Annotated in this window: 22 protein-coding genes; 1 reads left to right on the forward strand and 21 read right to left on the reverse strand. The window is 50.6% G+C overall.

The genetic code is table 11. From position 1 onward, the window contains the following. Nucleotides 1–178 precede the first annotated feature (178 nt). Nucleotides 179–292: a paeninodin family lasso peptide gene (locus PGL01S_RS01950; protein ID WP_164775344.1), complete on the forward strand. Its 114-nt coding sequence runs from the start codon at nucleotides 179–181 to the stop codon at nucleotides 290–292. Between the two features lie 100 nt (nucleotides 293–392). Here PGL01S_RS01950 and PGL01S_RS01955 read toward each other — a convergent pair whose 3' ends face one another. The 21 genes from PGL01S_RS01955 to ndk all read right to left on the reverse strand — a co-directional run bounded on the left by PGL01S_RS01955 (nucleotide 393) and on the right by ndk (nucleotide 22,667). After that, a complete protein-coding gene (locus PGL01S_RS01955; RefSeq protein ID WP_127490872.1) occupies nucleotides 393–2,195 on the reverse strand; it encodes an ABC transporter ATP-binding protein in 1,803 nt (600 codons plus the stop codon). Continuing rightward, nucleotides 2,192–3,400, reverse strand: coding sequence for a nucleotidyltransferase domain-containing protein (locus PGL01S_RS01960; RefSeq protein WP_127490873.1), 1,209 nt, complete (start codon nucleotides 3,398–3,400; stop codon nucleotides 2,192–2,194). The genes PGL01S_RS01955 and PGL01S_RS01960 overlap by 4 nt, the downstream gene beginning before the upstream one ends. Before the next feature lie 24 nt (nucleotides 3,401–3,424). Continuing rightward, nucleotides 3,425–3,868 (reverse strand): lasso peptide biosynthesis B2 protein, encoded by a 444-nt coding sequence (locus PGL01S_RS01965; RefSeq protein ID WP_127490874.1) that lies wholly within the window; start codon nucleotides 3,866–3,868, stop codon nucleotides 3,425–3,427. Nucleotides 3,869–3,875: 7 nt separating this feature from the next. Next, the gene (locus tag PGL01S_RS01970; protein WP_127490875.1) at nucleotides 3,876–4,169 is read right to left on the reverse strand and encodes a lasso peptide biosynthesis PqqD family chaperone; all 294 of its coding nucleotides are present in this window, start codon (nucleotides 4,167–4,169) and stop codon (nucleotides 3,876–3,878) included. Continuing rightward, on the reverse strand, nucleotides 4,166–5,095 hold the full coding sequence (locus PGL01S_RS01975; protein ID WP_127490876.1) for a phosphoenolpyruvate carboxykinase (ATP): 930 nt from the start codon (nucleotides 5,093–5,095) through the stop codon (nucleotides 4,166–4,168). The genes PGL01S_RS01970 and PGL01S_RS01975 overlap by 4 nt, the downstream gene beginning before the upstream one ends. 86 nt (nucleotides 5,096–5,181) lie before the next feature. Beyond that, nucleotides 5,182–6,330 carry a glycosyltransferase gene (locus PGL01S_RS01980; RefSeq protein ID WP_127490877.1) on the reverse strand — a complete coding sequence of 383 codons (1,149 nt, stop codon included), beginning with the start codon at nucleotides 6,328–6,330 and terminating at the stop codon, nucleotides 5,182–5,184. Beyond that, nucleotides 6,327–7,520: a glycosyltransferase family 4 protein gene (locus PGL01S_RS01985; RefSeq protein WP_127490878.1), complete on the reverse strand. Its 1,194-nt coding sequence runs from the start codon at nucleotides 7,518–7,520 to the stop codon at nucleotides 6,327–6,329. The genes PGL01S_RS01980 and PGL01S_RS01985 overlap by 4 nt, the downstream gene beginning before the upstream one ends. Then, a complete protein-coding gene (locus tag PGL01S_RS01990) occupies nucleotides 7,517–8,707 on the reverse strand; it encodes a glycosyltransferase family 4 protein (protein WP_127490879.1) in 1,191 nt (396 codons plus the stop codon). Before PGL01S_RS01990 ends, PGL01S_RS01985 begins: the two co-directional genes overlap by 4 nt. A 28-nt stretch (nucleotides 8,708–8,735) precedes the next feature. Continuing rightward, nucleotides 8,736–10,085 (reverse strand): oligosaccharide flippase family protein, encoded by a 1,350-nt coding sequence (locus PGL01S_RS01995; protein ID WP_127490880.1) that lies wholly within the window; start codon nucleotides 10,083–10,085, stop codon nucleotides 8,736–8,738. A gap of 13 nt (nucleotides 10,086–10,098) precedes the next feature. After that, nucleotides 10,099–11,250: a glycosyltransferase family 4 protein gene (locus PGL01S_RS02000; RefSeq protein ID WP_127490881.1), complete on the reverse strand. Its 1,152-nt coding sequence runs from the start codon at nucleotides 11,248–11,250 to the stop codon at nucleotides 10,099–10,101. Next, nucleotides 11,225–12,652, reverse strand: coding sequence for an O-antigen ligase family protein (locus tag PGL01S_RS02005; protein ID WP_164775345.1), 1,428 nt, complete (start codon nucleotides 12,650–12,652; stop codon nucleotides 11,225–11,227). The genes PGL01S_RS02000 and PGL01S_RS02005 overlap by 26 nt, the downstream gene beginning before the upstream one ends. Further along, nucleotides 12,628–13,554, reverse strand: coding sequence for a glycosyltransferase family 2 protein (locus PGL01S_RS02010; protein WP_127490883.1), 927 nt, complete (start codon nucleotides 13,552–13,554; stop codon nucleotides 12,628–12,630). The genes PGL01S_RS02005 and PGL01S_RS02010 overlap by 25 nt, the downstream gene beginning before the upstream one ends. A 44-nt stretch (nucleotides 13,555–13,598) precedes the next feature. Continuing rightward, nucleotides 13,599–14,288, reverse strand: coding sequence for a CpsD/CapB family tyrosine-protein kinase (locus PGL01S_RS02015; protein WP_127490884.1), 690 nt, complete (start codon nucleotides 14,286–14,288; stop codon nucleotides 13,599–13,601). After that, complete coding sequence (locus PGL01S_RS02020; protein ID WP_164775346.1) at nucleotides 14,263–15,027, reverse strand: YveK family protein; 765 nt, start codon at nucleotides 15,025–15,027, stop codon at nucleotides 14,263–14,265. Before PGL01S_RS02020 ends, PGL01S_RS02015 begins: the two co-directional genes overlap by 26 nt. A gap of 152 nt (nucleotides 15,028–15,179) precedes the next feature. Continuing rightward, on the reverse strand, nucleotides 15,180–17,387 hold the full coding sequence (locus tag PGL01S_RS02025) for a glycosyl hydrolase family 28-related protein (RefSeq protein WP_244935483.1): 2,208 nt from the start codon (nucleotides 17,385–17,387) through the stop codon (nucleotides 15,180–15,182). Between the two features lie 158 nt (nucleotides 17,388–17,545). Then, the gene (locus PGL01S_RS02030; protein ID WP_127490886.1) at nucleotides 17,546–18,922 is read right to left on the reverse strand and encodes a sugar phosphate nucleotidyltransferase; all 1,377 of its coding nucleotides are present in this window, start codon (nucleotides 18,920–18,922) and stop codon (nucleotides 17,546–17,548) included. Nucleotides 18,923–18,951: 29 nt separating this feature from the next. Next, on the reverse strand, nucleotides 18,952–19,641 hold the full coding sequence (locus PGL01S_RS02035; protein ID WP_127490887.1) for a sugar transferase: 690 nt from the start codon (nucleotides 19,639–19,641) through the stop codon (nucleotides 18,952–18,954). A 12-nt stretch (nucleotides 19,642–19,653) separates the two neighbouring features. Beyond that, nucleotides 19,654–20,541, reverse strand: a complete 888-nt coding sequence (gene galU / locus PGL01S_RS02040) for a UTP--glucose-1-phosphate uridylyltransferase GalU (protein ID WP_127490888.1) — start codon at nucleotides 20,539–20,541, stop codon at nucleotides 19,654–19,656. Between the two features lie 102 nt (nucleotides 20,542–20,643). Next, complete coding sequence (locus PGL01S_RS02045) at nucleotides 20,644–21,399, reverse strand: YveK family protein (protein WP_127490889.1); 756 nt, start codon at nucleotides 21,397–21,399, stop codon at nucleotides 20,644–20,646. Nucleotides 21,400–21,612: 213 nt separating this feature from the next. Further along, entirely contained in the window at nucleotides 21,613–22,263 is a 651-nt protein-coding gene (gene fsa / locus PGL01S_RS02050; RefSeq protein WP_127490890.1) for a fructose-6-phosphate aldolase, read from the reverse strand. Further along, the gene (gene ndk, locus PGL01S_RS02055) at nucleotides 22,260–22,667 is read right to left on the reverse strand and encodes a nucleoside-diphosphate kinase (protein ID WP_127490891.1); all 408 of its coding nucleotides are present in this window, start codon (nucleotides 22,665–22,667) and stop codon (nucleotides 22,260–22,262) included. Before ndk ends, fsa begins: the two co-directional genes overlap by 4 nt. Nucleotides 22,668–22,687 lie beyond the last annotated feature (20 nt).

The following is a 22,687-nucleotide window of genomic DNA, read 5'->3' on the forward strand; positions in this document are numbered from 1 at the left end:
CCATTTATTGCATAAATATTACCACTATATCCAAATGTCCGTCAACTAAAAATGTTTAAAAAGAGAGAAAAACATTTTCGGTAAAATAGATACAATTCGTATCAATTGTGCTATAATCAGAAACGTAATGTATCTCGTACATAGGGAGATACTTCAACATGGGAGAGGAGGTGACAGTATGAAAAAAGTATGGGAAGCACCAACTTTGGAAGTGCTCGACGTAAAAATGACTTTCGATGGTGATGTCGAGGTTAACTCGATTACAACATTCCATGGCAGCCACAGACAATAATTCTCTTCACCTCCTATAACGAAAAACCCGTTACCGGCGAGCTGGGAACGGGTTTTTTACATTTCACTCCGTTAAGCCCATAACCAAAAAAAGCCAACGCTTAAGCGTTGGCCTCGGTCTGATAGCTTAACAGCTTCCTGAAAGTTCCTCTAGTCTCCATCGACAGCTGCATATAGCCCCCTTGCTGAACGATTTCGCCGTTATCCAGCACGATGACCTGATCCGCGTGCCGGATGGTAGACAGCCTGTGGGCAATAACGATGATGGTCATCTTCCCTCTCAGCCGGTCCAGCGCTTCCTTGATTTGAACCTCGTTTTCGCTGTCGAGCGCGCTGGTCGCCTCATCCAATACGAGGATGGAAGGCTTCCTCAGAATCGCCCGTGCAAGCACAATCCGCTGCCGTTCTCCGCCGGACAAACGAACACCGCGATCTCCGATAACGGTATCAAGACCTTCAGGAAGCTTGCGGACGAATTCATCGGAGGATGAGAACCGGAGCGCCTCCCAAATCTGATCCTCGGTGGCATCCGGAACAACAAGCTGCAGGTTCTCGCGCAATGTGCCATGGAACAGGAAAGGCTCCTGTGCGACGTAACCGATAGAATGCCGGTATGCCAATAACTTTCCCTTCGTCAGAGGCTTGCCGTCTACAAGCACTTCTCCCGCTTCCGGCTCGATTAATCCCATAAGCATGTCTACGAAAGTGCTTTTGCCTGCTCCGGATTTCCCAACGATCGCGGTCATTTGATTAACCGGTATGGAAACATCAACGTTGCGCAAAGCAAGCCGAGAGGAAGACTTATCGTAGCGATAGCTAACGTTCGCGCAAGTAATGCCGTCTTTTAACCGAAGAGGCTCTATCGTGCCCGCTTCCTGCAGCAGAATCGACTCCCGTGCGTTCCGGCTCTCCTTCTGCAGCTCGGTCAGCACCTGCATGGCGGGAAGCTGCGACATCATCCGCTCCAGACTCGACTGGATTGTAATAAACCTCGGCCACAAACGGGTAAAAATGAGGACAACCAGCAAAAGCTGCTCGGGTACAACCTTCAGAAGCTTAATCGAAACGTAAGCAAACACGGCAATCAGAACAACGGACGAAGCCCGGTATAGAAACTGGGAATTGGCATACACCCGGTATGCTCTTACGTAGTTTGCCTCGATTTTTCCGCACAGCTCCATAAACTTGCGGATATGCGAGTACTCCAGCAGATTGCTCTTCAAGTCTTTAATGCCGTTGAAATGATCGCTCAAGCCCGCAAAATAACTCTGAAACAGCTTGGTGGATTCCTTTCCCAGCTTGGCGGATTTCCGCACAAACTTCCGTGAAACAAGAGACAACAGCAGCCCGCTGGCAATAATAATCGAAGTAAGAGTCGGAGACAGCCACATCGCAAAGCCAACCTGGATCAAGGTAAAGGCAGCCGCCGACACTAGCGACAGCAGCATGCTGATGCCGTTGCTTACCCGGTTAAGCTCGGTCGACAGAACCTGATTGAAATCGGAGTTTCGGCGGTTTAAGAAGAATTCCCACTTGGCCTTCAATAAGGATTCGTGCGTCTCGATTCTTAACTTTTTAATGTAACGCTGTTCAATCCGTATGCCTAATATCATTTGATTCCGCTGCAGCAGCGCCTGCCCTCCTACGAGCAGTACATACAGAAGAAGAATGATTGGCAGATTAAGCGGAATGCGGGATTGCTGCAGCTTCTCCATCGCGGCTGAGATAAAGGGAATCGCGCCTACGTCCATATCAAACGCGCCAATCAAGCTAAGCAGCGGAATGATCAGGAAGATGCCGATTCCCTCAAGGCAACTGACAAGCAGCATTAACAAGAGATGGAGATACAATCTGTTGCCGGAGGAAGCGTACAGCTTTCGGACTAAAAGAAGCATCTCTTTCACGAAGAAGCCTCCTCTTTAGGCGCCTGCCGCTTCACTTGTCTCCAAAACCATAAGAATGGACGAAGGGGAAAGTATAAAAAGTGCAGCGACCGCGGCAAAGGCAGAACGCTCCTATCTTTCGAGCTTGGATACAGCTTGTTGGTCAAATATAGCATCTTCTGCCGGGGACTCATTGTTGCCAGCAAATAACGGTTGAAGAGCACCGCAATGTCTTTGCGCTCCGGCTTTGGATACAGGATCAGTTCCTCCCGGATAAAAGGAAGAACCATCCGTGCAAGCCGCAATGCCTTTGGTTCATGCGTCATCGCATGAGCTTCCTCAGGAAGCAGGGTTCCAAGCAGCTGCGTAGCCAGCAAGAACGCCTCCCCTCCAAGCATTCGGTTACCGCTCTCGCCGAACAACTGGTTTGTTCGGTTCCAGTTGAGGAATTGGTTCATCATCCGGTCTATATCCAACAGCCATTTCAGGGATGACCAGCCATGCCGCGTTCCATGCAGAATCAGGTACACCAGCAAGTCTTCATTGCCCAGCGTAAATACCGATTTGTGCAGGGGACCCGCCTGGCGGCGCGCCCACAGCTCTTCAAAGGAAGGTTCGATCACGGTATCCGGATTGAGGCTCCAATGCAGCTCCACTTCAATATTTTTCTCCCGGTGGATGTAGGAGACATGATGCGTTTTTCGTTCGGTATTATTTAATACCTCTTCCTCTTCATACTGCTCCGCCAGAACGTAACCGGCTGACAGCAATTGCTGCACGCTGGCGTCCCAATCCTGCTTGGCGACCAGAATGTCCAGGTCGCCGGAGGTACGTCCGGATACATCGCCGTACAGCATGGCGGCAAGCACGGGGCCTTTCAGAAACAAAGACCTTACTCCCCGTTCTTCAAGCAGCCCGTTCACGCGTTCCATCTCCCCGCGCAGCTGCAGCATCATCATCGTATTGCGCGTATACAGGGCTCGCAGTCTAGCCATAACGAAATCCGGCGTCCACCGCTGCTTGGCATTAAGTTGAACAAGCATGGGATAAAGGATCGGGTAAGTCTCGTGATAAACGGCAAACCGGAGAAATAACGGCCAATCCAGTTCATGGGATAGCAGTACAGCCTCTTCCGCTTCCAATTTATTGTCACTGCGCAGCAATCGCAGCAAAAAACGCAGTTCGTTTGAAAAAGAGCTAATATCCAGCACCCAAGGTTGGCTCATCACTATTCTCCCCTTGCTTGTTTATCACCTCAGCACTTTGCCAAAAATGCCAACGACGGTGTAACGATCCATAATTTCCGCACCGGTCACCACATGCGGCCCCGTCCGGAGCCAGGCATGCGCGCTCATGGTTCCTTTTTCATTTTTCATCGTTCCAAGATACAAGGTGCTCTCGATCCGGCGCTTCTCCAGCATGTTCATGCAGGCAATGGCCATCACGAGACATTTGCTCTCCCACAAGGTATAGCGGCTCATAATCCGCACGGCCCGGGCAATGTTACGGATAAGCTCCGTTTCCTCCCCGGAATCCGTATAGGAAGTCTCTTTCATCGCGACGCCAAGCTTCGGAGCCGTTCTCGCAAAAGGAACCGCCTTCATAATGCGGGCCTTGCCCAGGTTCACGAAGGCCTCCAGAAGCAGCAGCTTAAACGCTCTGTCGGAAGCCAGAAATTTTCGCAGCCGTCCCATCTGACCGTCACGCTCCCGCGTTGACAATTAGCCCCTGCTCCGCCAGCTGCTTCAGGAAAGAAGCCACTTGATTCACGCAAACTTCTCTCTCAATCTCGTACTCGAGGCAAAGCCGGTCTACAATCTCTTCCAGCGTCGTCGGCGCCGCAAGCAGCTCCCAGATCTCTCCGCCCGAATGTCCCAGATTGAAATATTTGCCGCTCTGAATGCTCATCATCACTTTCTCGCCGCCCATATCGCTTACAAGAAAGCCTTCCGCCTGAACGATACGTTCATGTATCAGCACACTGGATTGACTCATAGTGAAATCATCTCTCTTTCTCTCACGGTATGTAGAATTTGACTAACCAGCTCCGGCGCCGTATATCCGGCAGACGGCCGCTTTAATTGATAGAACGGAATAGCCAGCGCCACTTTGGTTCCGAAGGTAAACAGCCATTGCTCCAGCTTCATTTCCTTTAACACGCGGTCTAGAAACGAATGATAACGGAACAGCTGCACCCGCTGCAGCGGCGTTAACGGATGAATCCGAACTTGAGGGACATCCGCTTTCTCCAGCTCGAATATGCCGGCGAGCGGAATCGGTTCTTTGTGGAACAGGTCCGTAACAGGAACCGCGTATTTATCGTAGTCTTGAAGGATCGACCGGTAATCCGACGCTTCGCGCTGGAAATATTCCAGACTTTGACGCCAAAGCTTTTGCTGCGGATAACCGGGATAAGCCGTCAGCTCGTTCGTCTTCTCGTTCATCGCTACCGCAACAATGTCATCGCTTAACAGCTTGTAGCCCGCTTCCATAAAAGCGGCTCCCAGCGTAGATTTTCCCGCGCCGCAATCGCCAAGAATGGCGTAAGCTTTGCCGTCAATCACCACACCGCCTGCGTGCATCGGCACAATGCCTCTTCGGACGAGCAGCACGCTGCAGCATGCGCCAACAATATATAGACGGAATTGCCGTGGATCCACGTCTTTTAGGGGCATCACTTCGATGAGGTTACTTAACACGCGGTAATAGGCTACGCCAGGCACATAGATCAGAACCTGCTCCTCATCCGCCCAATTAAGTCTATCCGGCTCCCAATTCGCAACATAGCCGCTTAAATCGGCGTAAGTGATCCAAGCATCAGGCTCAGACCCGTCATCCGCTCCGATAAGCAACTCCGGCAATTCGATTTCGCTTGCGAGCCGTAATCCGTAGGCTGTATACATTCGCTTGTTGTGCTCCATATTGGATCTCACCTACCCTCTTGTTTGATACTAATTGTATCAATGTAGACCTGATAAATCAACAAAATGTAGCAAAATAGGGCGTGCTAAGAACTTGCATGCGCGCCTGCTTCTACGCCGTAATGCTGGAGGCTGCTGCCTAAAGGATCAATCGCGCTTTGCAGGCTGGATAACAGCCGTTCAATAAAGTAACGCTCGTTAAAGGATTCGGCATGCTTACGGATTAACCCGGGATCCCACTCTTTGGTCTCAAATTCGCACAATGCTTCCATTAATGATTCCGTCGTCTGTTCCTTGAAAAACATGCCGTTTAAGCCGGCTTTGATCGTATCAAGCGCGCCGCCTGCCTGGAAGGCGACAACCGGCCTCCCGCATGCATTCGCCTCCAGTGGGGTGATCCCGAAATCCTCCAGCCCAGGAAACAATAAAGCACGGCAATGCTGCATATAGCCGGTTACCTCTTCATCGCTCCGTCTACCAAGAAACTGTACGTTTGAACTTGAAAGGCTCTCGAGCCGCTTCCGGTCATCCCCGTCTCCGACAATCAGCAGTTTGAGTCCCAGACGCGTGCAGGCTTCAACCGCGATATCGATTTTTTTGTACGAGACGAGTCTGGAGACAACAAGGAAATAATCTTTGGGTCCATCCTCGCTCAGGGAGAAACGGTCAACCTCAACCGGGGGATAAATGACGGCGGAATCAAGTCCGTAAAACTTCGAGATCCGTCCTTTTACCACGCTCGAATTGGCGATCAGTCGGTCCACCTGCTTCGAATTCGCCTTATCCCACAGCCGAAGCGGATAAGTAAGCCACTTGGCAACCGCACGGCGCGTCTTCGATACATTCACGTTCTCGATATAACCGTCAAAGTTCCAGGCAAACCGCATAGGCGAGTGGCAGTAGCATAAATGCACGGCGTTGCCGGGCTTTCGTATGCCTTTCGCATAAGCGCTGCTGGAGCTCACGATGATATCGTATCCCTTGAGATCGATAGACCTGACCGCAAATGGATACAGCCAGAAATACAGCTTGAAGTCCCGTAGAATATTCGGGATACGCTGCATCCAGGTTGTTCGGATATCCGCCGTGCGCAGCTCGGGAAGCAGTTTCTCGCGATCTACGATCGTCGTATAAATCGGAGCGTCCGGAAACAACTTGTGCATAACGCCGACAACCCGCTCCGCTCCCCCCATTTGATTCAAATAGTCGTGTACAATGGCAATCCGGTAATTCATTTCGCCACCCCCTTAGTCTGCTGAAGCCCTTTATTTCTTCCCGTTTTCTCCCCTACCATTTGAGCGTATACGCGTTCCGTCTTGGCAGCGGCCTGATCAATAGAAAAATGTCCACTGACCCGTTCAACGCTATTTATGCTGATCTGCTTGCGCAGCCTGTCGTTGTTCAGCAAGGATCGGACCGAATCCGCAAGCTGGGGAATATTTCCGGTCTCGTATAGCAAGCCGCTTCTTCCGTGCTCGATAATCTCGCCTACTCCTCCGCCGCTTGTCGCAATGACCGGCGTTCCCTGCGCCATTGCCTCAATAATAACCCTCCCAAACGGCTCATTCTCGGAGCATAAGAGCAGCAGATCCGCTGCGCAGCATAGCTGATCCACATCGTTCCGAAAGCCTGTAAACCGGATATACTTGGTGACGCTTAATTCATCCGCCAGACGCTTTAGCTTTTTGAGATAAAGCATGTTCTCCTCTCGGAACTTTGGCTCCCCGACAATCCATAAATAATTCTCCTCTCCCTGTTGAATTAAGAATTGCAGCGCCCGGATCGCATCCTCCTGCCGCTTCCACGGCGTAATTTGCCCGATTATAACCATAACCCTGCCCCCTGCAGGCGTGTCTAATTGCCGCCTAAGCTCTATTCGGTATCGCTTTTTCTCCAGCTCGGAGTAATGGCTGAGAACGGCCCCGTTATGAATCAGATGCACTGGCCCCGAAGAGCTGCCCAATCCCACACTGACAGGCTCGGAAATCGCAATAAACGCTTGAGCCGCTCTCGCGGCGTACATCCGGATTAATTTGCCGACAAGACCTTTCGGCGGGTTGTCGTGAAGATGCCAGACAACCGGGATCCGGTGACGCCAGTAGAATAGAGAGGCCATCATCCCCGCGCGAAGCGAGTTTGCATGGATAACCTCCGCCCTGCCTGCCATTGCCGCATCCGACAACTGTTTTCCGGCCCTTATCATTCCTATAATCCCGGCTGCCAGCCGAAAAGGATTGCGGGATAATCTGGCGTTATAGCTTGGCAAGGCCATCACGGCCAGCCCCGCCTTCCGAGCACGCTCCAGCAGCTCGCCTTCCGGAGCCATAACCGTTACCTCAGCCCGCTGATAATGCGCGGCAGTCACAAGCAGATTCATTTCCGCCCCGCTTACGGAGCTGGTATGGTTATAATAGGCGATTCTCATCCAAACGCGCCTCCCCTTCTCCGTTTCTCCTGCGCCTCCTTGAATACGTCCGTAACCGCAGAAGTCACGGTACTCCAGGTATAATGCTTCAGCACATGGTTCCGGCAGTCTTCCCGCGTCGGTAAAAAGATCTTCCCTCCCAAGGCGTCAATCAGCTTGCCGCCGATAGCTTCCGTTGTTCCTTCCTCGAAAAGGAGCTCGGGGGAAAATTTGCTTAGGATTTCTTTGGTGCCTCCATAAGGCGTCCCGAATACCGGAGTTCCGCATGCCAAAGACTCAATCGTGACAAGGCCGAAGCCCTCGAGCGTAATCGTGGGGACAATGCTGTAATCCGCTGCCTGATACCATTCGACAAGCTCTTCATTGGATACTCTGCCAAGCATCTTTACATGGGCAGACAAATCCAGCTTCTCAATCTGCCTCTCGTATTCGCTCCGCATCGGACCGTCCCCCGCGATAAACAGAAGTACTTCGGGATGACTGTCCGCAACCAATCTCATTGCCTCGATCAGACGGTCTATTCCCATACGACGTACAATTCTGCGCGCGCAGAAAAGAAGTCTTTGATCCGCCTTGATTCCAAGCCTTTTCCTCAGGTTCTCCCGATCCGAATGCGGCTTGAACCGTTCATGCTCCACGGCACCCGGTATAATATGTATTTTCCGGCGGTCTACGCCGTAATGATCCGTTAAGATATCGCGGAAATATTCGCTTAGCACGATAAAGCTGTCCGAACGGCGGTATGTGACCTGCTCGACCTGCTTCTTCATCAAATACCGCACCTCCCGGAATAGAGCGGAGCGGCCGCCTTCCTCAATTTTGGATTCCATCGCCCAAGGCCCGTGAAAATGGGTCACGATCGGAATATGCTCCGGCAGCGCCTGTCGGGATATCATCGATGCGTAAAGCGCGAAATGCGGATTAAACACGTCGGGGCGGAAGGACTCCAGCGCCTTCAGCGTATGCTTTCGCACCGATCTTATCCGGGCCAGCAGGCCGCCTTCTCCATGATTAACCGTGTTGGCTACGTTGAGGCTAGTCTCCAGCTTCATGCCCGGATCCGCGACTACCAAACCAAGCTCTGCATGACCGTGCTCCCGGAGAGCCTGGTTATAATCCACAAAATAACGGTTCAGCCCCCCGGGCTGCAATTCGTTCCATCCTAATCCGGTCGTCAGAACTTTCATCGGTATCACTCTTTTCTGTCATCCTTATTTATCCGCTAATCGCCTCGCTGCTTTCCTTATGTCTCCTGCCCCTGTTCCTCAGCATCTCTTTCATCCATATCCAGTCTTCCTTGTTATAGAAGAAAGAGGACCACTTCAGCTTCATCTCATAGGAATACAGGAACAAGATAAGCAAGAAGTTAATGAATGCGGATAGAAGCAAGGAGTAAGCTGCCCCGATAATGCCCATGTGAGGAGTAAATATATTAATAAACAGAGCATTCATAAATAGGGACAGCACCTTCAGAAGCGTCGCTCTTCCGGGTTTGTCCGTCGCCATGTAACCTTGTGACAGCGTCCAGGTTGCGCTTGCGACAGCCGTGCTCAGGACAAGCACCCGAAACACCGGGATTGCCCCTTCGTAGGAGTGACCGTACAGAATGAGCAAAGCGTAAGGAGCAAGAAGAATAACCGCGGCAACAAAAACCAGCGTAATAACCATACTGATTCGGTACACTTTAAGCGTCAGCCGGATCGCTTCCTCCCGCTGCAGTCCGGACGCCTGCGGGAACAGGACGGATACGACAGAGGATTGGATGACGTCCAGCATTTTCGCCAGACTGAGTGCGACCAGGTAAATCCCCAGACTAGCCGGGGAAAGCAGGCCTACAACCAGCACCTGATCGATATAATACGATAACGTGCCCGCCAGATCCGTACCGTAAGAGCGGATCCCGTATTGGACAAGCTGTTTGGATGAGGCAATAATATCCTTCTGTTTAATCGAATAGATACGGAGCAGCCTGATCATGGTCCACAGCGTTATCGGCAGTGTCGGAGCAAGATAAGCAGCCGAAGAATAAAAGGAATTGACCTGTCCGGAGACAACCATGAGACCTAGCAGGACAAGCGTAATAATATTAGGCAGATAGCGGATCCGGTTGTACAGCCGGTATTCCTCTCTCGCCTGAAGAACGGCATTGTTAATAACGCCAAGAAGGCTAAAAGGAATCAGGATCAACGCCCAGCAAGCAAACTCGACTTTTCCCGGGGAATAACCCTTCATCCATTCGGGAAGAAAAAATAGCCCGCCTATCATCGAGAAAATTCCGAGAGTAAAGCACATCCACAGAGAAGCGACGTATAAGGAGCCCTGTTGGCTGCCCTTTTGCTTCATGTAATACACGATCGAAGAAGGAAGTCCAAGCGTCACGACATAGGACAACAGCTGCGGCCACATAATCATGGCAGCCTGCTCTCCGCGTCCTTCCGGTCCCAGGTATCTGGCTACAATAATACCCGTCAGCATGTTAAGGACGAGAATAAACACATTGGAGGCAAAAATTTGCGCCATGTAGCCGAAGCTATCTTTTCGTTTCAGTACATTAAATAGGGCCATATGCGGCTTCCTTTCACGGTTCTACAAGAGGCACAGACTTGCGGACGACTGCTTCCTCCAGTAATCGTATGTATTGCTCGGCCATCTTCGACCAGGAGTGCCTAAGAGCGGCATTTCTGGCATCGGCGCCCATCCGCTTTAACCGCTCACGGTCAGTCGCCAGGCTCCGAATAGCGTCCGTCAAGGCTTCCGTATTGTCCGGATCATCGATACCTATGGCAAATTTATCGGTAAACAGCTCGGATGCCCCGCAGATGCGGCTTGCAATAACCGGCGTGCCGGCCGCCATCGCTTCCAGCAGGACAAGAGCAAAGGGCTCGTAACGGGAAGGATAAACAAACATATCCGAAACCGACATCCAATCGGCCATGTTGGTCCGGTAGCCGAGGAACCGCACCCTGCCGGTTATTCCAAGCTCGGCAGCCATTTTCGGATACGGGCTTCCCGTCGTATCGCCAACGACAAGCAAATGGACATCCTGAACGTGGCTTAGAGCCTTCATAACGGTATCGAGGTTTTTGCGCGAAGACTTTATGTCGCCGGCAAACAAGGCATAGAGCTTATCTTCGTCAAGCTGAAGGTCTGCGCGTGTTGCCCGATTCGGATGGAATTCCTGCAGATCAACGCCGTTCCTTATAACCGCAATCCGCTCCCCGCCAACACCCGCATCCTGGATCAACTCTTGCCGGACCCGATCCGACACGGCAACAACAACGGAAGTCCGCTTCATTGCATTTTGCTCCAAATAACGGTTCAACCCCGTATAAATCCATTGATACAAGGAAGAAAAGCTTTTGCGTTCCCGGTAAGGATGATAGCGTGATGCCAGCCATGCGCTATGAACGAAATGAATGCAATTGATATCCGATTTCGCGTAAGTCACAAAACCATTCACAACAACGAGATCGAGCTGCCTCTTTCTCAATAACAGTTCGAACGTCGTACGGACGGCGAACAACTGATTGCGGAGCAGCTCGGTAGGCAGTCGGCCTGCGGACACCTTTCTCCATTCCACCTTCGGATGCTTTGCGAGGTCCTCCGACAGCTCGGAAGCGATAATCATAACTTCGTGTCCCTGTCTTAGGGCTTCAAGAATAACCTCGTAATTCACCCGGCCTTGTCCATCGCCTTTTTTCACCTTATGGGTGACGAAGCAGATTTTCATACTTCTCCTTCTCCCCCCTCAAGAAAATCATGGATACGAGAAACCATAAGCATGCCCCGCCACTTCCCGGCAGGAAATTGTTGCTCATAAGCAGTACTGCGGCTCCTGCCATCGAAGCAAAGGCGAGATGATAATATTGACTCGATTGCTTCTCTCTTTTTAAAGCAAGAATGGAGAGATAGATCAGGAAACCGAGAAATGCCAGCCCTCCCGGCAAGCCAAACGTATAAAAGATGTTCAGAAAACCATTATCGAACACCTGCATTGCGTTTTCGTTCAGCTTTGCGCTAAGCCCCGTACTGCCAAGGCCATTGCCCATCGGATTAACCGATATCGAGTCCAAAATGAATGTCGAGAATGCAAGACGGTCGTTATAGGAGACATCCTCATTCAAATTGCCGAAAGTATCGAATCGGTTCGTAATCGTCTCCGCGCCGGGCAATCCAGGCAAAATGAATTGATAACATAAGAACAGCACGACAAGGATTGTGAGCAGCTTGAATTTATGGGTAGACTTGGCTTGCAGGAAATAGACGAGGATCATCGCCGCAAGCGCGATCCAGCTGCTGCGAACAAGCGTGAGCAGAAACCCGAAAGCGACGATAACCATTCCGATTAATCCTAATGCCCGCCATTTTTTGTTCATGGTCATAACTGCAAGAGCAAATCCGAAAAACACGCCTGCCGGGCCCGGAGAGTTAAGCGTCGAGAACACCCTTACCTTAAGCGGCTCCGGCTTTCCGATCGACAGCATCTCCGAATGAATCATCCAGAACTTATCCCAGGGCGGGATAAGGAAATATTGATAGATGCCGTATAAAGCCACAAGGACGGCAATATAAGCAAAGCCTTTGAGCAGCCAATCCCTGGTCTGGCTTTGGAAAGGGCTGACATTCACGTAAGCTATTATGAGGAGCGGAGTGGCATAGTTGATTAGGTCGAAGCTGGCGGCAATTCCGCCGTATTGAATGATGCCGATCAAAAATCCGTAAAGCAGAACAGAGAGGGCGATCGTTTCGATTCGGAGCACCGTTTTCGACAGCTTCCTGAAGTTTTTGACAATTGGGATCAGCATAACGAGGCTTACAAACAAGGGGGCAGTAGATAAGATCGGTGTTTCACTGTAAGCTCCAAAGCTCCAATCGAGCAGACGCCTCAGTTCGGGATAGATCGCCCATACCGCAAGCAGATAGGGCAGGTATAGGACCGGCTTAACCTGCTGGATAAACCATCCAATCAAAGTGAGAGCCATAACAATCGAAAGCTGCCACAAGCCCGCATAATAATCATGGACGGCGGCCAGATAGCCAATAATCAGCACCATTAGCAATACGGCTATTATACTGATGCCCTTGAGCAGAATGTTTCGGGTAGTATCTAAGAGTTTGACCACATTTTCCACGTTTTCCAACCATCCCATCTGCCCGTGTATGTCGTGCGCAATTTCCGAAAAGCGGAAATGCCTTCACGCGGAACCATTCGAATCATTTGCAACAATCCGGGAGATGGGCTGCTTCCAACGAGCATACTGTAGAGTAGATAGACTGCTCTTCGGAATGCGCCCGAATGCTTCAGGATGATATAGGTTTCATTATGCGCCATATTGATACATGCGGTTTCGTTAAAAGCATTCCGCTTGTCCTCATCGAATCTTTCAGCCGGGTAATGGTTTACGCATACGCTTGGATCGTAAAGGACGTGCCAGCCTCCCTGCTTCACGCGCAGGCATATGCCGATTTCCAGGTGAACCTGGGCGCCGCCGCCTTTGAGCCGATCGTCAAATTCGATGGATCGGATTGCCTCCTTACGGAAGCTCATATTAGCCCCCTTCAAAATATCAACCTCTCTGGCCTTCCCGATTCCGATATGATGATTGCCGGACATCCTCCCGAACCAATACAGCTTTCCGACATCCTCCGAATGACCGTATTCCAGCTTGCCGGAATGATAGACCCAGTCCTTTCCTCCAAGAGCCCCAAGCCTGGGATCCATGCTGTAATGCTTTTCGATACGTTCCAGCCAATCCGGGTAAGCAACCGTATCGTCATCCGTCATGACAATGATGTCCCCGGAGGCTTGCCCGAAACCTTCGTTTAATGCCGCCACCGCTCCCGGCTTATGTACAATGGCCTGCCTCAGCAGCCCCGAAGGATAACCGGAGAGGAATTCAATCGTTTCCCGATCCGAATCCCTGGCGACAACAATGATCTCATCCGGCAGCCTCTGCTGGTTGAATAATCCTTCCAAGCCGTTTTTCAAGCTATTTACGCGCTTATAGGACGGGATGACGACACTGATCTTCATGAGTCATTCACTTATCCTTCCCGAGAGAATTTGTTACTCGCTTGTTACTTGGAGGTTCCGTAATATTTCACGAATGCGATATCTTGCCGTTTCATCTGGTTAAATACCGCTCCTATAATTCGGGACTGCACAAAATCCAGCTTTTCCTTCGCCTTGCGGACATACGCCTTCTTCACCTTCCCGGCATGGATAACAAGAAGAACGCCGTCGCAATAAGAGCTCATAATCAGACTGTCCGTTACGGGAAGGACAGGCGGGGTATCAAACAGAATCAGATCGTATCGTTCCCTAAGTTCCTCAAGAATGACCTTCATCCGGTGGGATCCCAGCAGCTCGGCGGGATTGGGAGGCGTTGGTCCGGAGGTGATGATATCCAGATTGTCGATTCCGCCATCCTTGATAACCTCTTGCAGGGAGCTTTCCGAGGTCAGCAGATTGGTAAGGCCTTGCCTGTTCGTCTGCGCAAAGATCCGGTGAATGGTCGGTTTGCGAAGATCTGTATCAATGAGCAGTACCCGCTTTCCTTCCATCGCGTAGGCAACCGCCAGATTTGAAATCACGGTCGATTTCCCTTCACCCGATTGCGCTGAGGCTGCCATCAGCAATTGAATCGGCGCATCTACCGAAGAGTATTGAATATTGGTTCTAAGCGTCCGGTAAGCCTCCGCTACCGGCGAGCTTGGATTAAGCAGGACAACTAGCCGGTTGTCACTGGTTGATCGACGCATAGACATTATCACCACCCGCTTCCTTGCGAATTAAGACTTGCTCTCCGCGCCGTCCGCGCAGATCTTCCTTCTTCATCTTGCCCATTGCCGCGAGAAGCGGAATGCCGAGCACCTCTTTCAATTCCTCTTCGTTCTTCAAGGTGTCGTCCAGGAAATGAAGAATCAAGACAAGCGCAACGGAAGCAAGCAGAGACAACACGAAAGCGACGAGAATGCTGGTTACGAGGTTGATGTTAACCGGATAATGAGGCCGGGTATCCTTTACTTTCGCTTCATTAAGAATCGTGATGTTGTCCACATTCATAATTTTCGGAATTTCTTCCTTGAACACCAGCGAGATCGCGTTTACGGTCTCCGCCGCGCTCTCATAAGAAGTTGCCTGATAGGTCAGGTTAAGCACCTGGGAGTTCTCGTAAGAGTAAACTTGAAGAATTTTGGACATTTCGTATGAGGAATCTGTGAGGTTAGGGTTTTTCTCCACTACTTTATCGAGTATGGCAGCGGAGCTGATAATCTCTTTGTAGGAATCCATCAGCATCAGGTTGCTCTGAAGCAATCCGACATCCGGATATCCCTGCTGATACGCACCCGAGGATTGATTGACGATCAGTTTAGCCGTGGCTTCATAGATCGGTGTCGTATAAAAGGAGCTTTTTATCCCCGAAATCACGCTGGCAAGCAGAACGAGTATAAGGATAAGCCACCACTTTTTTAGCACAATTCTAAAGTATTGTTTAATCTCCACTTTGCACCTCCGCCAAGGCTTCTTGATACATTATGTATATAACTTTATGATACAATTAGTAGCATGTCAAGCTTATTCTACATGAAAAAGCCAGTTATCCCGGTATAAGCAGAATAACTGGCTTTCACCATTTTCAAGAGTTTCGGACTCTGTTAAGGCAACAATGTCACTTGCAATTTACCGTTTACAAGCTCGATACGTCCTCTTGCCCCCGTCGATTTATCGGTTAGAATAAAGGCATCTCCACTCTCGATTGCGGCTTTCGCGTAGGCATGATTGTAAGGGGAGTACGCTGCGTTGTAATCGTATGCGACCATCACGGCTGCGATATATGTCGGCGCGCTTGGGGAAAGGTCAAAGAACGATGCCGAGTAGGCGTTGGCGTTAGGCGCGTATTGCTCATTGCAGGTGATCTTCGTCCATTGGTTAACCGTCACGTCGAAGGTGAAATCATACAGCGTCATCGAGCTGCCGAATTCCAGCCGGCTGCGGCAGCTCGCTTGCGGAGAGAGGATAAAATATTCAAAGGCAATGTAACGGTTTGTATCAACGGAAAGCGGGATAGGGTTAAACGGGATCGCGACATACGGACTGTTGCCGTTTGGCGTTATTTTCAATACTGCCGAGATGCCTTTTTCCACGTAAGTTTTCATCTCCGCGGAGAAAGGTACGGGCAGCGTGGCCAAGTTGGTCACCAAGGATAACGCGGCCCCCGTTGTCGTCCAGCTCTTCAGCAGCTCCGGATTTTGGATGAGGTTGCCGTGTCCAAGCGGGTTGTTGGCTTTGGCGCGGATCGATTGCCCGACAAGCAGCGGTGTTGAGTATTGAAGCGACGTATCGATATACCGCTCCGCAATAACGCAATATTCCGGCTGCAGCCCTGTCAGAATGACATCATCGCCTAAATATTCGATATAAGCCGTTCCCAGTTGGCCGGGCGCTCCCGACAGCATTGCCGTCCCTTCAATGTCATTGAAATCGCAATTCGCGACCGTGCCGAAGTAGACCGCATAGCTTTGCTTCGTATTGCGCGCTTTCAAAGCATCCGGGAGTGCAAACTCCGTAGCCGACGAATTTAGCGTAGACCAGGACATCCCGAAGCCCGAGATCGATAAGCCTACCGACAACGAGGCTGGGAGCAGCTTGATTGCCGCTTCGCCGACATATTCGAACCGAACCGAATCCAAAGTACCGTAAATTCCGTTTACGACATCAGGTACGGAAGGGGAATCGATTACCTGGTAAATGCCATAAGGCGAGTAACCCATGTGAACGCGTTGGAACGTAACCGCCATTCCTCCGTAATGCCCCGCATGCTCTTTGACGCCAAGCATCAGACCGCAGAATGCACCCGACACCATGCCGCCCTGAACGAAATAATCCTCGCTGTTCCGCATGCAATACATGCCGATCAGCCCATTCCAGGAGCAGTCGTAAGTTGTCACATGGCCATCGGTACTGTTGAGCAACAGGCCCACCTTTACCTGGCGGGTCGCAACGCAGCGGAAAATAGGTCTTGCTCCGCCCGCAACTTCGATCGCTACCGTTCCTGCGGCAAACATCGTATATTGGTTTTGCTCGTACATGCTTTTATTTATCCAAGCTGCGAGATTAGCGGTATTGTACGCTATCGGACCATAGATGCCGAAGTCTTCGAAATTCGCGTCGATTCCCGCGTTCTCTATACGGATACATGGAAGCAGATCGGTCTTCGTATCAATCGGATCCCAGAGCAGAAGCGAGCCGGATTGGCCGTCGTCCAAAAAGGTCGCCGCTCCGTACATCCCACGGGAGTTATTCGTAATCGTCTGCCGAATCCGGTATTTGCCGACCGGCATAAAGATCCGATACTTTTTATTGCATAGCGCCATCGCGGCTTGGAAAGCCGCCGTATCGTCCGTAACCCCGTCGCCTGCCGCACCAAACCATGTCGGATAAATATCGCCTACCTTTGGCGTACCCGCAATGAATCCTCCGGCCGAAATATCGAAGATCCAATCGTAAAGACTCGCTGCGATGGTTCCGTTTACAGTAATCGTAATCGCTTTTGCAGGCTTCAGCCGGGCACCGCGGGCGAACTCCAGTCGTTTGTTCGCGGGGATTGTGATACTCTTTTCAATCAGATATACGCCGGGCGGAATAAAAATCGCTGTTGTTGCCGTGTCGTTGACCGCTGCGAGGAGAGCATTGTAGCTGCCGGCAGCACCGCTGGCATCAGCCCCCTTCCAGCGAATGTCTAATCCTATCGCACCAAGCTCGTTGTCCAGTGCAGCAAAATTTGCGTTTAATTCGGATGGTTTGACCGTCTCGGAAGTTCCCCAGCTGTTCATGCCCATGTTGCTTGTTTTGCCTGTCGCCATACATCCTCCTCCTTTCTTCTCCTCCTTTCATATATGCAGCCAATCTAGCAACGGCAACCGCGAATAGCCCTCTTCGATAGATTAGATTTATTTAATAGAAAAGCGCATTGCTCTCCTAATGGAGAAGAATGCGCCTATTCGTTATTCTTGCATGTTTTCTACATATTCGTACAATGCTCTTCGACTTCTTCCCAGGTATTATACAGCTCGACGAGCCGGCTGTCTTCATCCCCGTTGCCAGACTGCACGATGATAATTTCAAGCTCGGACACCGCCCGGATACTGTGCAGCGTCTTCATCGGAATATGAAGCACGTTGCCCGCCTTTACCCGCATATAATTGCCGTTCTGGATGAACTCGCCTTCGCCCTTTACGATTGTCCATACCTCTTCCCGGTTAATATGCAGCTGATAACTGATGTTGCGACCCTGCAGGATGCCTACCCGCTTTGTCACGACCAAACGGCCGTCATCGTAACGCTGATCATCCAGAATACGCGCCCATCCCCAGCTCCGCTCCTCGAACATCGGTCCCTGATTATAATTAATGAAGTCCTTCACCCGCGGGCTCGCGCTTTTGTCCGCCACGAGAATGCCGTCCGGGCTCACGGCCACTACTACATTGGATAAACCCAGTATCGAGACGGGGATATCAATCTCGTTAATCAGATGCGTGTTAACGCTATCCTCGCTGATCATACCCTTGCCGATGAGACGGTTGCCCATCTCTTCCGTTAACGTATTCCAGGTGCCAAGATCCTTCCAATACCCTTCATACGGACGGACAACGATATGCTCTGTCCGCTCAACCACTTCATAGTCAAAGCTGACCTTCGGCAGGGTATGGTACTGCCTGACCAGCTCTTTATAATGAAGCGGCAGCCCCTTCTGCTCGAGTATCCCGATCAGAAAGCCAAGCTTAAACGCAAATACGCCGCAATTCCATAGCGCATCATATTGCTCAATCAGCCGACCCGCCCGTTCTTCCGACGGCTTCTCTTCGAATCGGTTCACCTGCCGGTAACCGGAATCATTCTGTCTGCCGGAGGCAGAGGGTACGATATAACCGTATTTGGAGGAAGGATAGGTTGGTTTTACGCCAATCAAGGCGAGATTAGCTCCGGAGTCATTTAGGACAACCTCCAGCTGCTTAACCTCGTCAAAGAAGCGGCCTTCCACGAAAGGATCAACCGGAAGAATCGCAATCACTTCGTCCAGTCCGGCTTCTTGCTCCGAATAGAGATAAGCAGCCGTTAAGGCAATCGCCGCAAACGTATCTCTTCGTTCCGGCTCGATAATCAGCGGCACATGACGGCCGATCTGATTATGCATCATTTCCATCTGGGATTTTCCGGTAGCAATAAAGCTGCTATCCCCCAGACCCCGCTCCGTAATTTGTCCCCATACCCGCTGTACCATCGATACGAGTTGATGCCTTTCATCCTCGAGCACCTTCAGAAACTGCTTGGAACGGGCATCATTGGAAAGCGGCCACAGCCTTTTTCCAGATCCGCCCGATAACAGGACAAGCTTCATGCCAATCTCCCTCCGTTTCGCTGATGCGTCTAGTAAGCGTTTTTGGAACCAAACATGACCCTTACCGTCAGCAGCATCAACTTCAGATCAAACAGAAATCCCCGCTCCTCGATATATTTCAGGTCAAGTTCGACCATTTCCTTAAAGCTGAGCTCATTGCGGCCGCTTACCTGCCATAAACCTGTGCAACCAGGCAATACCTTGAGACGGAGCTTATCGTAGCTTGTATACTCATGAACTTCACGGGGCAGTGCAGGTCGTGGACCTACCAGCGACATATCTCCGCGGATGACGTTCCACAGCTGAGGAAGCTCGTCGATGCTTGTTTTACGGATAAATTTGCCGACCTTTGTAATCCGGGGATCTTCCTTCATCTTGAACATAGCACCTTCAATTTCGTTCTGGCTGAGCAAGCTCTCCAGCATCTCCTCTGCATTAGCTACCATGGAGCGAAATTTGAACATTCTGAAAGTCTGCTCGTTACGGCCAACCCGTGTTTGATAGAAGAAGACCGAGCCTTTTGGGCTCTCAAGCTTAATTAAAAAAGCAACAAGAAGAAATAACGGGGAAAGCAGAAGCAAACCCAAACTAGCGGCAATGAGGTCAAATCCGCGCTTGACCATTAAGTAAATACGAAGAGGCCGACGCTCGTAGGCTGTATATATGGTCGCTGCATCAATGACTGCTTCGAGATCATTTTGCTGAGGAGTCGGAGCCATCAACATTCACCTCTAATTAATCTTATTGGACTGCTCCCGCAGCATCATTTCTTCCATAGCAGCGAGCAGGGGAATACGGAGTTCTTCGTTTCTGAGGGCAAAATCAATCGTAGTCGTAATAAATCCTAGCTTCTCGCCCACGTCATACCGGGTTCCTTCAAAATCGTACGCATACACGCCTTGCAGCTCGTTCAGCTTCTGAATCGCGTCGGTTAGCTGGATTTCTCCTCCGGCGCCTTCTTCCTGGTTTTTCAGGCAGTCGAATATTTCCGGTGTAAGGATATAACGCCCCATAATCGCAAGATTGGAAGGCGCCTGTCCTATAGCTGGCTTCTCCACAAAGCGTTTGACCTGATACAGCCGGTCGAGGCTTTCGATAGGATCAACGATGCCATACCGGTGTGTCTGGTCATCACGGACCGTCTGAACCCCTATGACGGAGCGGTCTGTCCGTTCGTATTGTTCAATCAATTGCTTTACGCAAGGCACGCGGGACTGCACGATGTCATCCCCAAGCAGGACGGCAAACGGCTCATCCCCGATAAAATTGCGAGCGCACCATACCGCATGACCTAACCCCCGCGCCTCTTTCTGGCGGATATAATGGATATCCACGTTGGAGGAGCGCCGAACCTCATCCAGCAGATCGTACTTGCCTTTGCTGAACAAGTTATGCTCCAGTTCAAAAGCATGATCGAAATGATCCTCGATCGCTCTCTTTCCTTTGCCCGTTACGATAATAATGTCTTCAATACCGGATGCTATTGCTTCCTCCACAATGTACTGGATCGTAGGTTTATCGACGATGGGCAGCATTTCTTTCGGCATCGCTTTGGTCGCCGGAAGGAACCGGGTTCCGAGCCCGGCAGCAGGAATAATTGCCTTTTTCACCTTGTTCATTACACTCTCACCCTCACCTATCCAATATAGTATCTCTATAAAATACAAGCCCTGACTTATAGGTCTAGGGCTGCCAAACCAAATCCTATATTCGATTAGTTCTTATTGGTTAAGCGTCGCGTACGTTGCATCATTGCGTTCTTTTTTCATCTTGACTGTCGGCTTGTTCTTTAGCCCCATGTCCTGTTTATTAATCTTGTTGATCAGCGCAAGAACCGGCAAATCAAGAGTTTGCAGCATTTCCGCTTCGTTCTTGATCGTGTCGTCAAGATAGTCGAGCAGGAAGATGATGCCGACTGCCAGCATGCAAGAGACGATAAAGCTGATCAGCATATTCAGGATTGGGCTGTTGTTGATGGGGCTGGGAATATCCTTGTCATCCGCTTTATCGAGAATGGTCACGTTATCGACCTGCATGATATGAGGGATTTGATCCTTGAAGATTTCCGATACCGTATTCACGATCTGGGCGGCCTGCTTGTATGAAGCTCCGGTATACATGATGTCCATCACCTGTGATTCATCGGCCGATTCTACCTTTACCTTCTGCGATAATTGATCCGCGGTAATGCCCAGGTTCTGGTTTTGCTCGACAACTTTTTCCATGATGTAGGCTGACTCAACAATTTTTTTATAGGAATTGATAAGCATGACATTGGACTGCAGCAGACCAAGATTCAGTGCTTCCACGCCGGCTTGCTGGGGAGATTGATTGACAATAAGAGTAGCCTTGGCTTGATAAATCGGGGTTGTAAAGAAGTAGCTTTTAACACCGGTAGCAACGACAGCAACGATAACGATGGCGGCAATCAGCCACCATTTTTTCACTAAGATCTGAGCATACTGCTTAAGTTCCACTCGCTTCCCTCCTGCAGCCTTGTAGGACTTTAGATACAATTTGTATCAACATTTGTATATTTACTTTAAGATACAAAACGTATCATGTCAATAGCTTTTTCAACGGTTTTCATATTTTTGCGACATATCGTTGCAGCGAAGCGTTCCGGCAAAAAGAAAACCCCCATGCAAACGGTTACCCGTTTGATGAGGGTTAGTGAACGGTTTTATTCTTTACAAATTCGGCTTCCTGCCGTCCCAATCGCTAAGGAATTTCGCAATGCCGGCATCCGTAAGCGGATGCTTCCAAAGTGAAGGAAGCAGCGCTCCTGGAATCGTTGCGATATGGGCTCCGGCCAACGCAGCCTGCTCGACGTGCCCGATATGGCGGATGCTTGCCGCGATGATCTCCGTATGCATCCCGTAGTTATGAAGGATCGTCCGGAGATCCCGAATTAGCCCTATGCCATCCGTACCAATGTCATCCAGACGGCCGACAAAAGGACTAATGTAGGTTGCGCCTGCTTTGGCAGCCATCAGACCTTGCGCAGCCGTAAAAATCAGCGTTACATTGGTCTTAATGCCTTTTTCCGACAAAGCGCGGGTTGCATACAGACCGTCCTCGGTCATAGGCAGCTTAACGACGATATTGGGGGCCCAATCCGCGATGTCAAAAGCCTCCATCAGCATTTCTTCCGAAGTCGTACCGATTACTTCCGCACTGATGGGACCGTGAATAAAACCTGCGATTTCCTGGATAACTTCCTTGAATTCACGGCCTTCCTTCGCGATCAGGGACGGATTCGTCGTTACCCCGTCAACGAGACCAAGCCTTGCAATTCTTCTAATCTCCTCGACATTAGCCGTATCCAGGAAAAACTTCATAGCTGTCCGCCAAAAAACATCTCTATCTCGCGTTCCGCACTCTCAACGGAATCGGAGCCGTGAACGATATTGCTCTCTACGCTTAATGCGTAATCGCCGCGAATCGTGCCGGCATCCGCATCCGTAGGATTCGTGCGGCCGATCAGGGTACGGGCGTTTTTTACGGCACCGGGGCCTTCCCAGACCATGGCGAAAGAAGGACCGGAAGTAATGAACTCGACGAGTTCGCCAAAGAAAGGCTTCGCCGCGTGCTCGCTGTAATGGCGCTCTGCCAGGGGCGTATCGATCTCGATCAATTTCGCCTGTATGAGCTTAAAGCCTTTGTGCTCGAATCTTGCTACTATGCTGCCGATTAATCCACGCTTCACGCCATCGGGCTTCACCATGACAAAGGTTCGTTCCATTTCCATTCCTTCTTTCATTC

It is taken from the genome of Paenibacillus glycanilyticus NBRC 16618, assembly GCF_004000805.1.
Lineage (GTDB): Bacteria > Bacillota > Bacilli > Paenibacillales > Paenibacillaceae > Pristimantibacillus > Pristimantibacillus glycanilyticus.

Excerpts from the sequence above, each read along its gene's own strand:
- PGL01S_RS02015 (WP_127490884.1), bottom strand. The coding sequence starts at position 14,288 with ATGTCTATGCGTCGATCAACCAGTGACAACCGGCTAGTTGTCCTGCTT.
- PGL01S_RS01965 (WP_127490874.1), bottom strand. The coding sequence starts at position 3,868 with ATGGGACGGCTGCGAAAATTTCTGGCTTCCGACAGAGCGTTTAAGCTG.
- ndk (WP_127490891.1), bottom strand. The coding sequence starts at position 22,667 with ATGGAACGAACCTTTGTCATGGTGAAGCCCGATGGCGTGAAGCGTGGA.
- fsa (WP_127490890.1), bottom strand. The coding sequence starts at position 22,263 with ATGAAGTTTTTCCTGGATACGGCTAATGTCGAGGAGATTAGAAGAATT.
- PGL01S_RS01975 (WP_127490876.1), bottom strand. The coding sequence starts at position 5,095 with ATGGAGCACAACAAGCGAATGTATACAGCCTACGGATTACGGCTCGCA.
- PGL01S_RS01990 (WP_127490879.1), bottom strand. The coding sequence starts at position 8,707 with ATGAAAGTTCTGACGACCGGATTAGGATGGAACGAATTGCAGCCCGGG.
- PGL01S_RS02010 (WP_127490883.1), bottom strand. The coding sequence starts at position 13,554 with ATGAAGATCAGTGTCGTCATCCCGTCCTATAAGCGCGTAAATAGCTTG.
- PGL01S_RS02000 (WP_127490881.1), bottom strand. The coding sequence starts at position 11,250 with ATGAAAATCTGCTTCGTCACCCATAAGGTGAAAAAAGGCGATGGACAA.
- galU (WP_127490888.1), bottom strand. The coding sequence starts at position 20,541 with ATGAACAAGGTGAAAAAGGCAATTATTCCTGCTGCCGGGCTCGGAACC.
- PGL01S_RS01960 (WP_127490873.1), bottom strand. The coding sequence starts at position 3,400 with ATGAGCCAACCTTGGGTGCTGGATATTAGCTCTTTTTCAAACGAACTG.
- PGL01S_RS01980 (WP_127490877.1), bottom strand. The coding sequence starts at position 6,330 with ATGAATTACCGGATTGCCATTGTACACGACTATTTGAATCAAATGGGG.
- PGL01S_RS01950 (WP_164775344.1), top strand. The coding sequence starts at position 179 with ATGAAAAAAGTATGGGAAGCACCAACTTTGGAAGTGCTCGACGTAAAA.
- PGL01S_RS01995 (WP_127490880.1), bottom strand. The coding sequence starts at position 10,085 with ATGGCCCTATTTAATGTACTGAAACGAAAAGATAGCTTCGGCTACATG.
- PGL01S_RS02025 (WP_244935483.1), bottom strand. The coding sequence starts at position 17,387 with ATGGCGACAGGCAAAACAAGCAACATGGGCATGAACAGCTGGGGAACT.
- PGL01S_RS02030 (WP_127490886.1), bottom strand. The coding sequence starts at position 18,922 with ATGAAGCTTGTCCTGTTATCGGGCGGATCTGGAAAAAGGCTGTGGCCG.
- PGL01S_RS01970 (WP_127490875.1), bottom strand. The coding sequence starts at position 4,169 with ATGAGTCAATCCAGTGTGCTGATACATGAACGTATCGTTCAGGCGGAA.
- PGL01S_RS01985 (WP_127490878.1), bottom strand. The coding sequence starts at position 7,520 with ATGAGAATCGCCTATTATAACCATACCAGCTCCGTAAGCGGGGCGGAA.
- PGL01S_RS02035 (WP_127490887.1), bottom strand. The coding sequence starts at position 19,641 with ATGGCTCCGACTCCTCAGCAAAATGATCTCGAAGCAGTCATTGATGCA.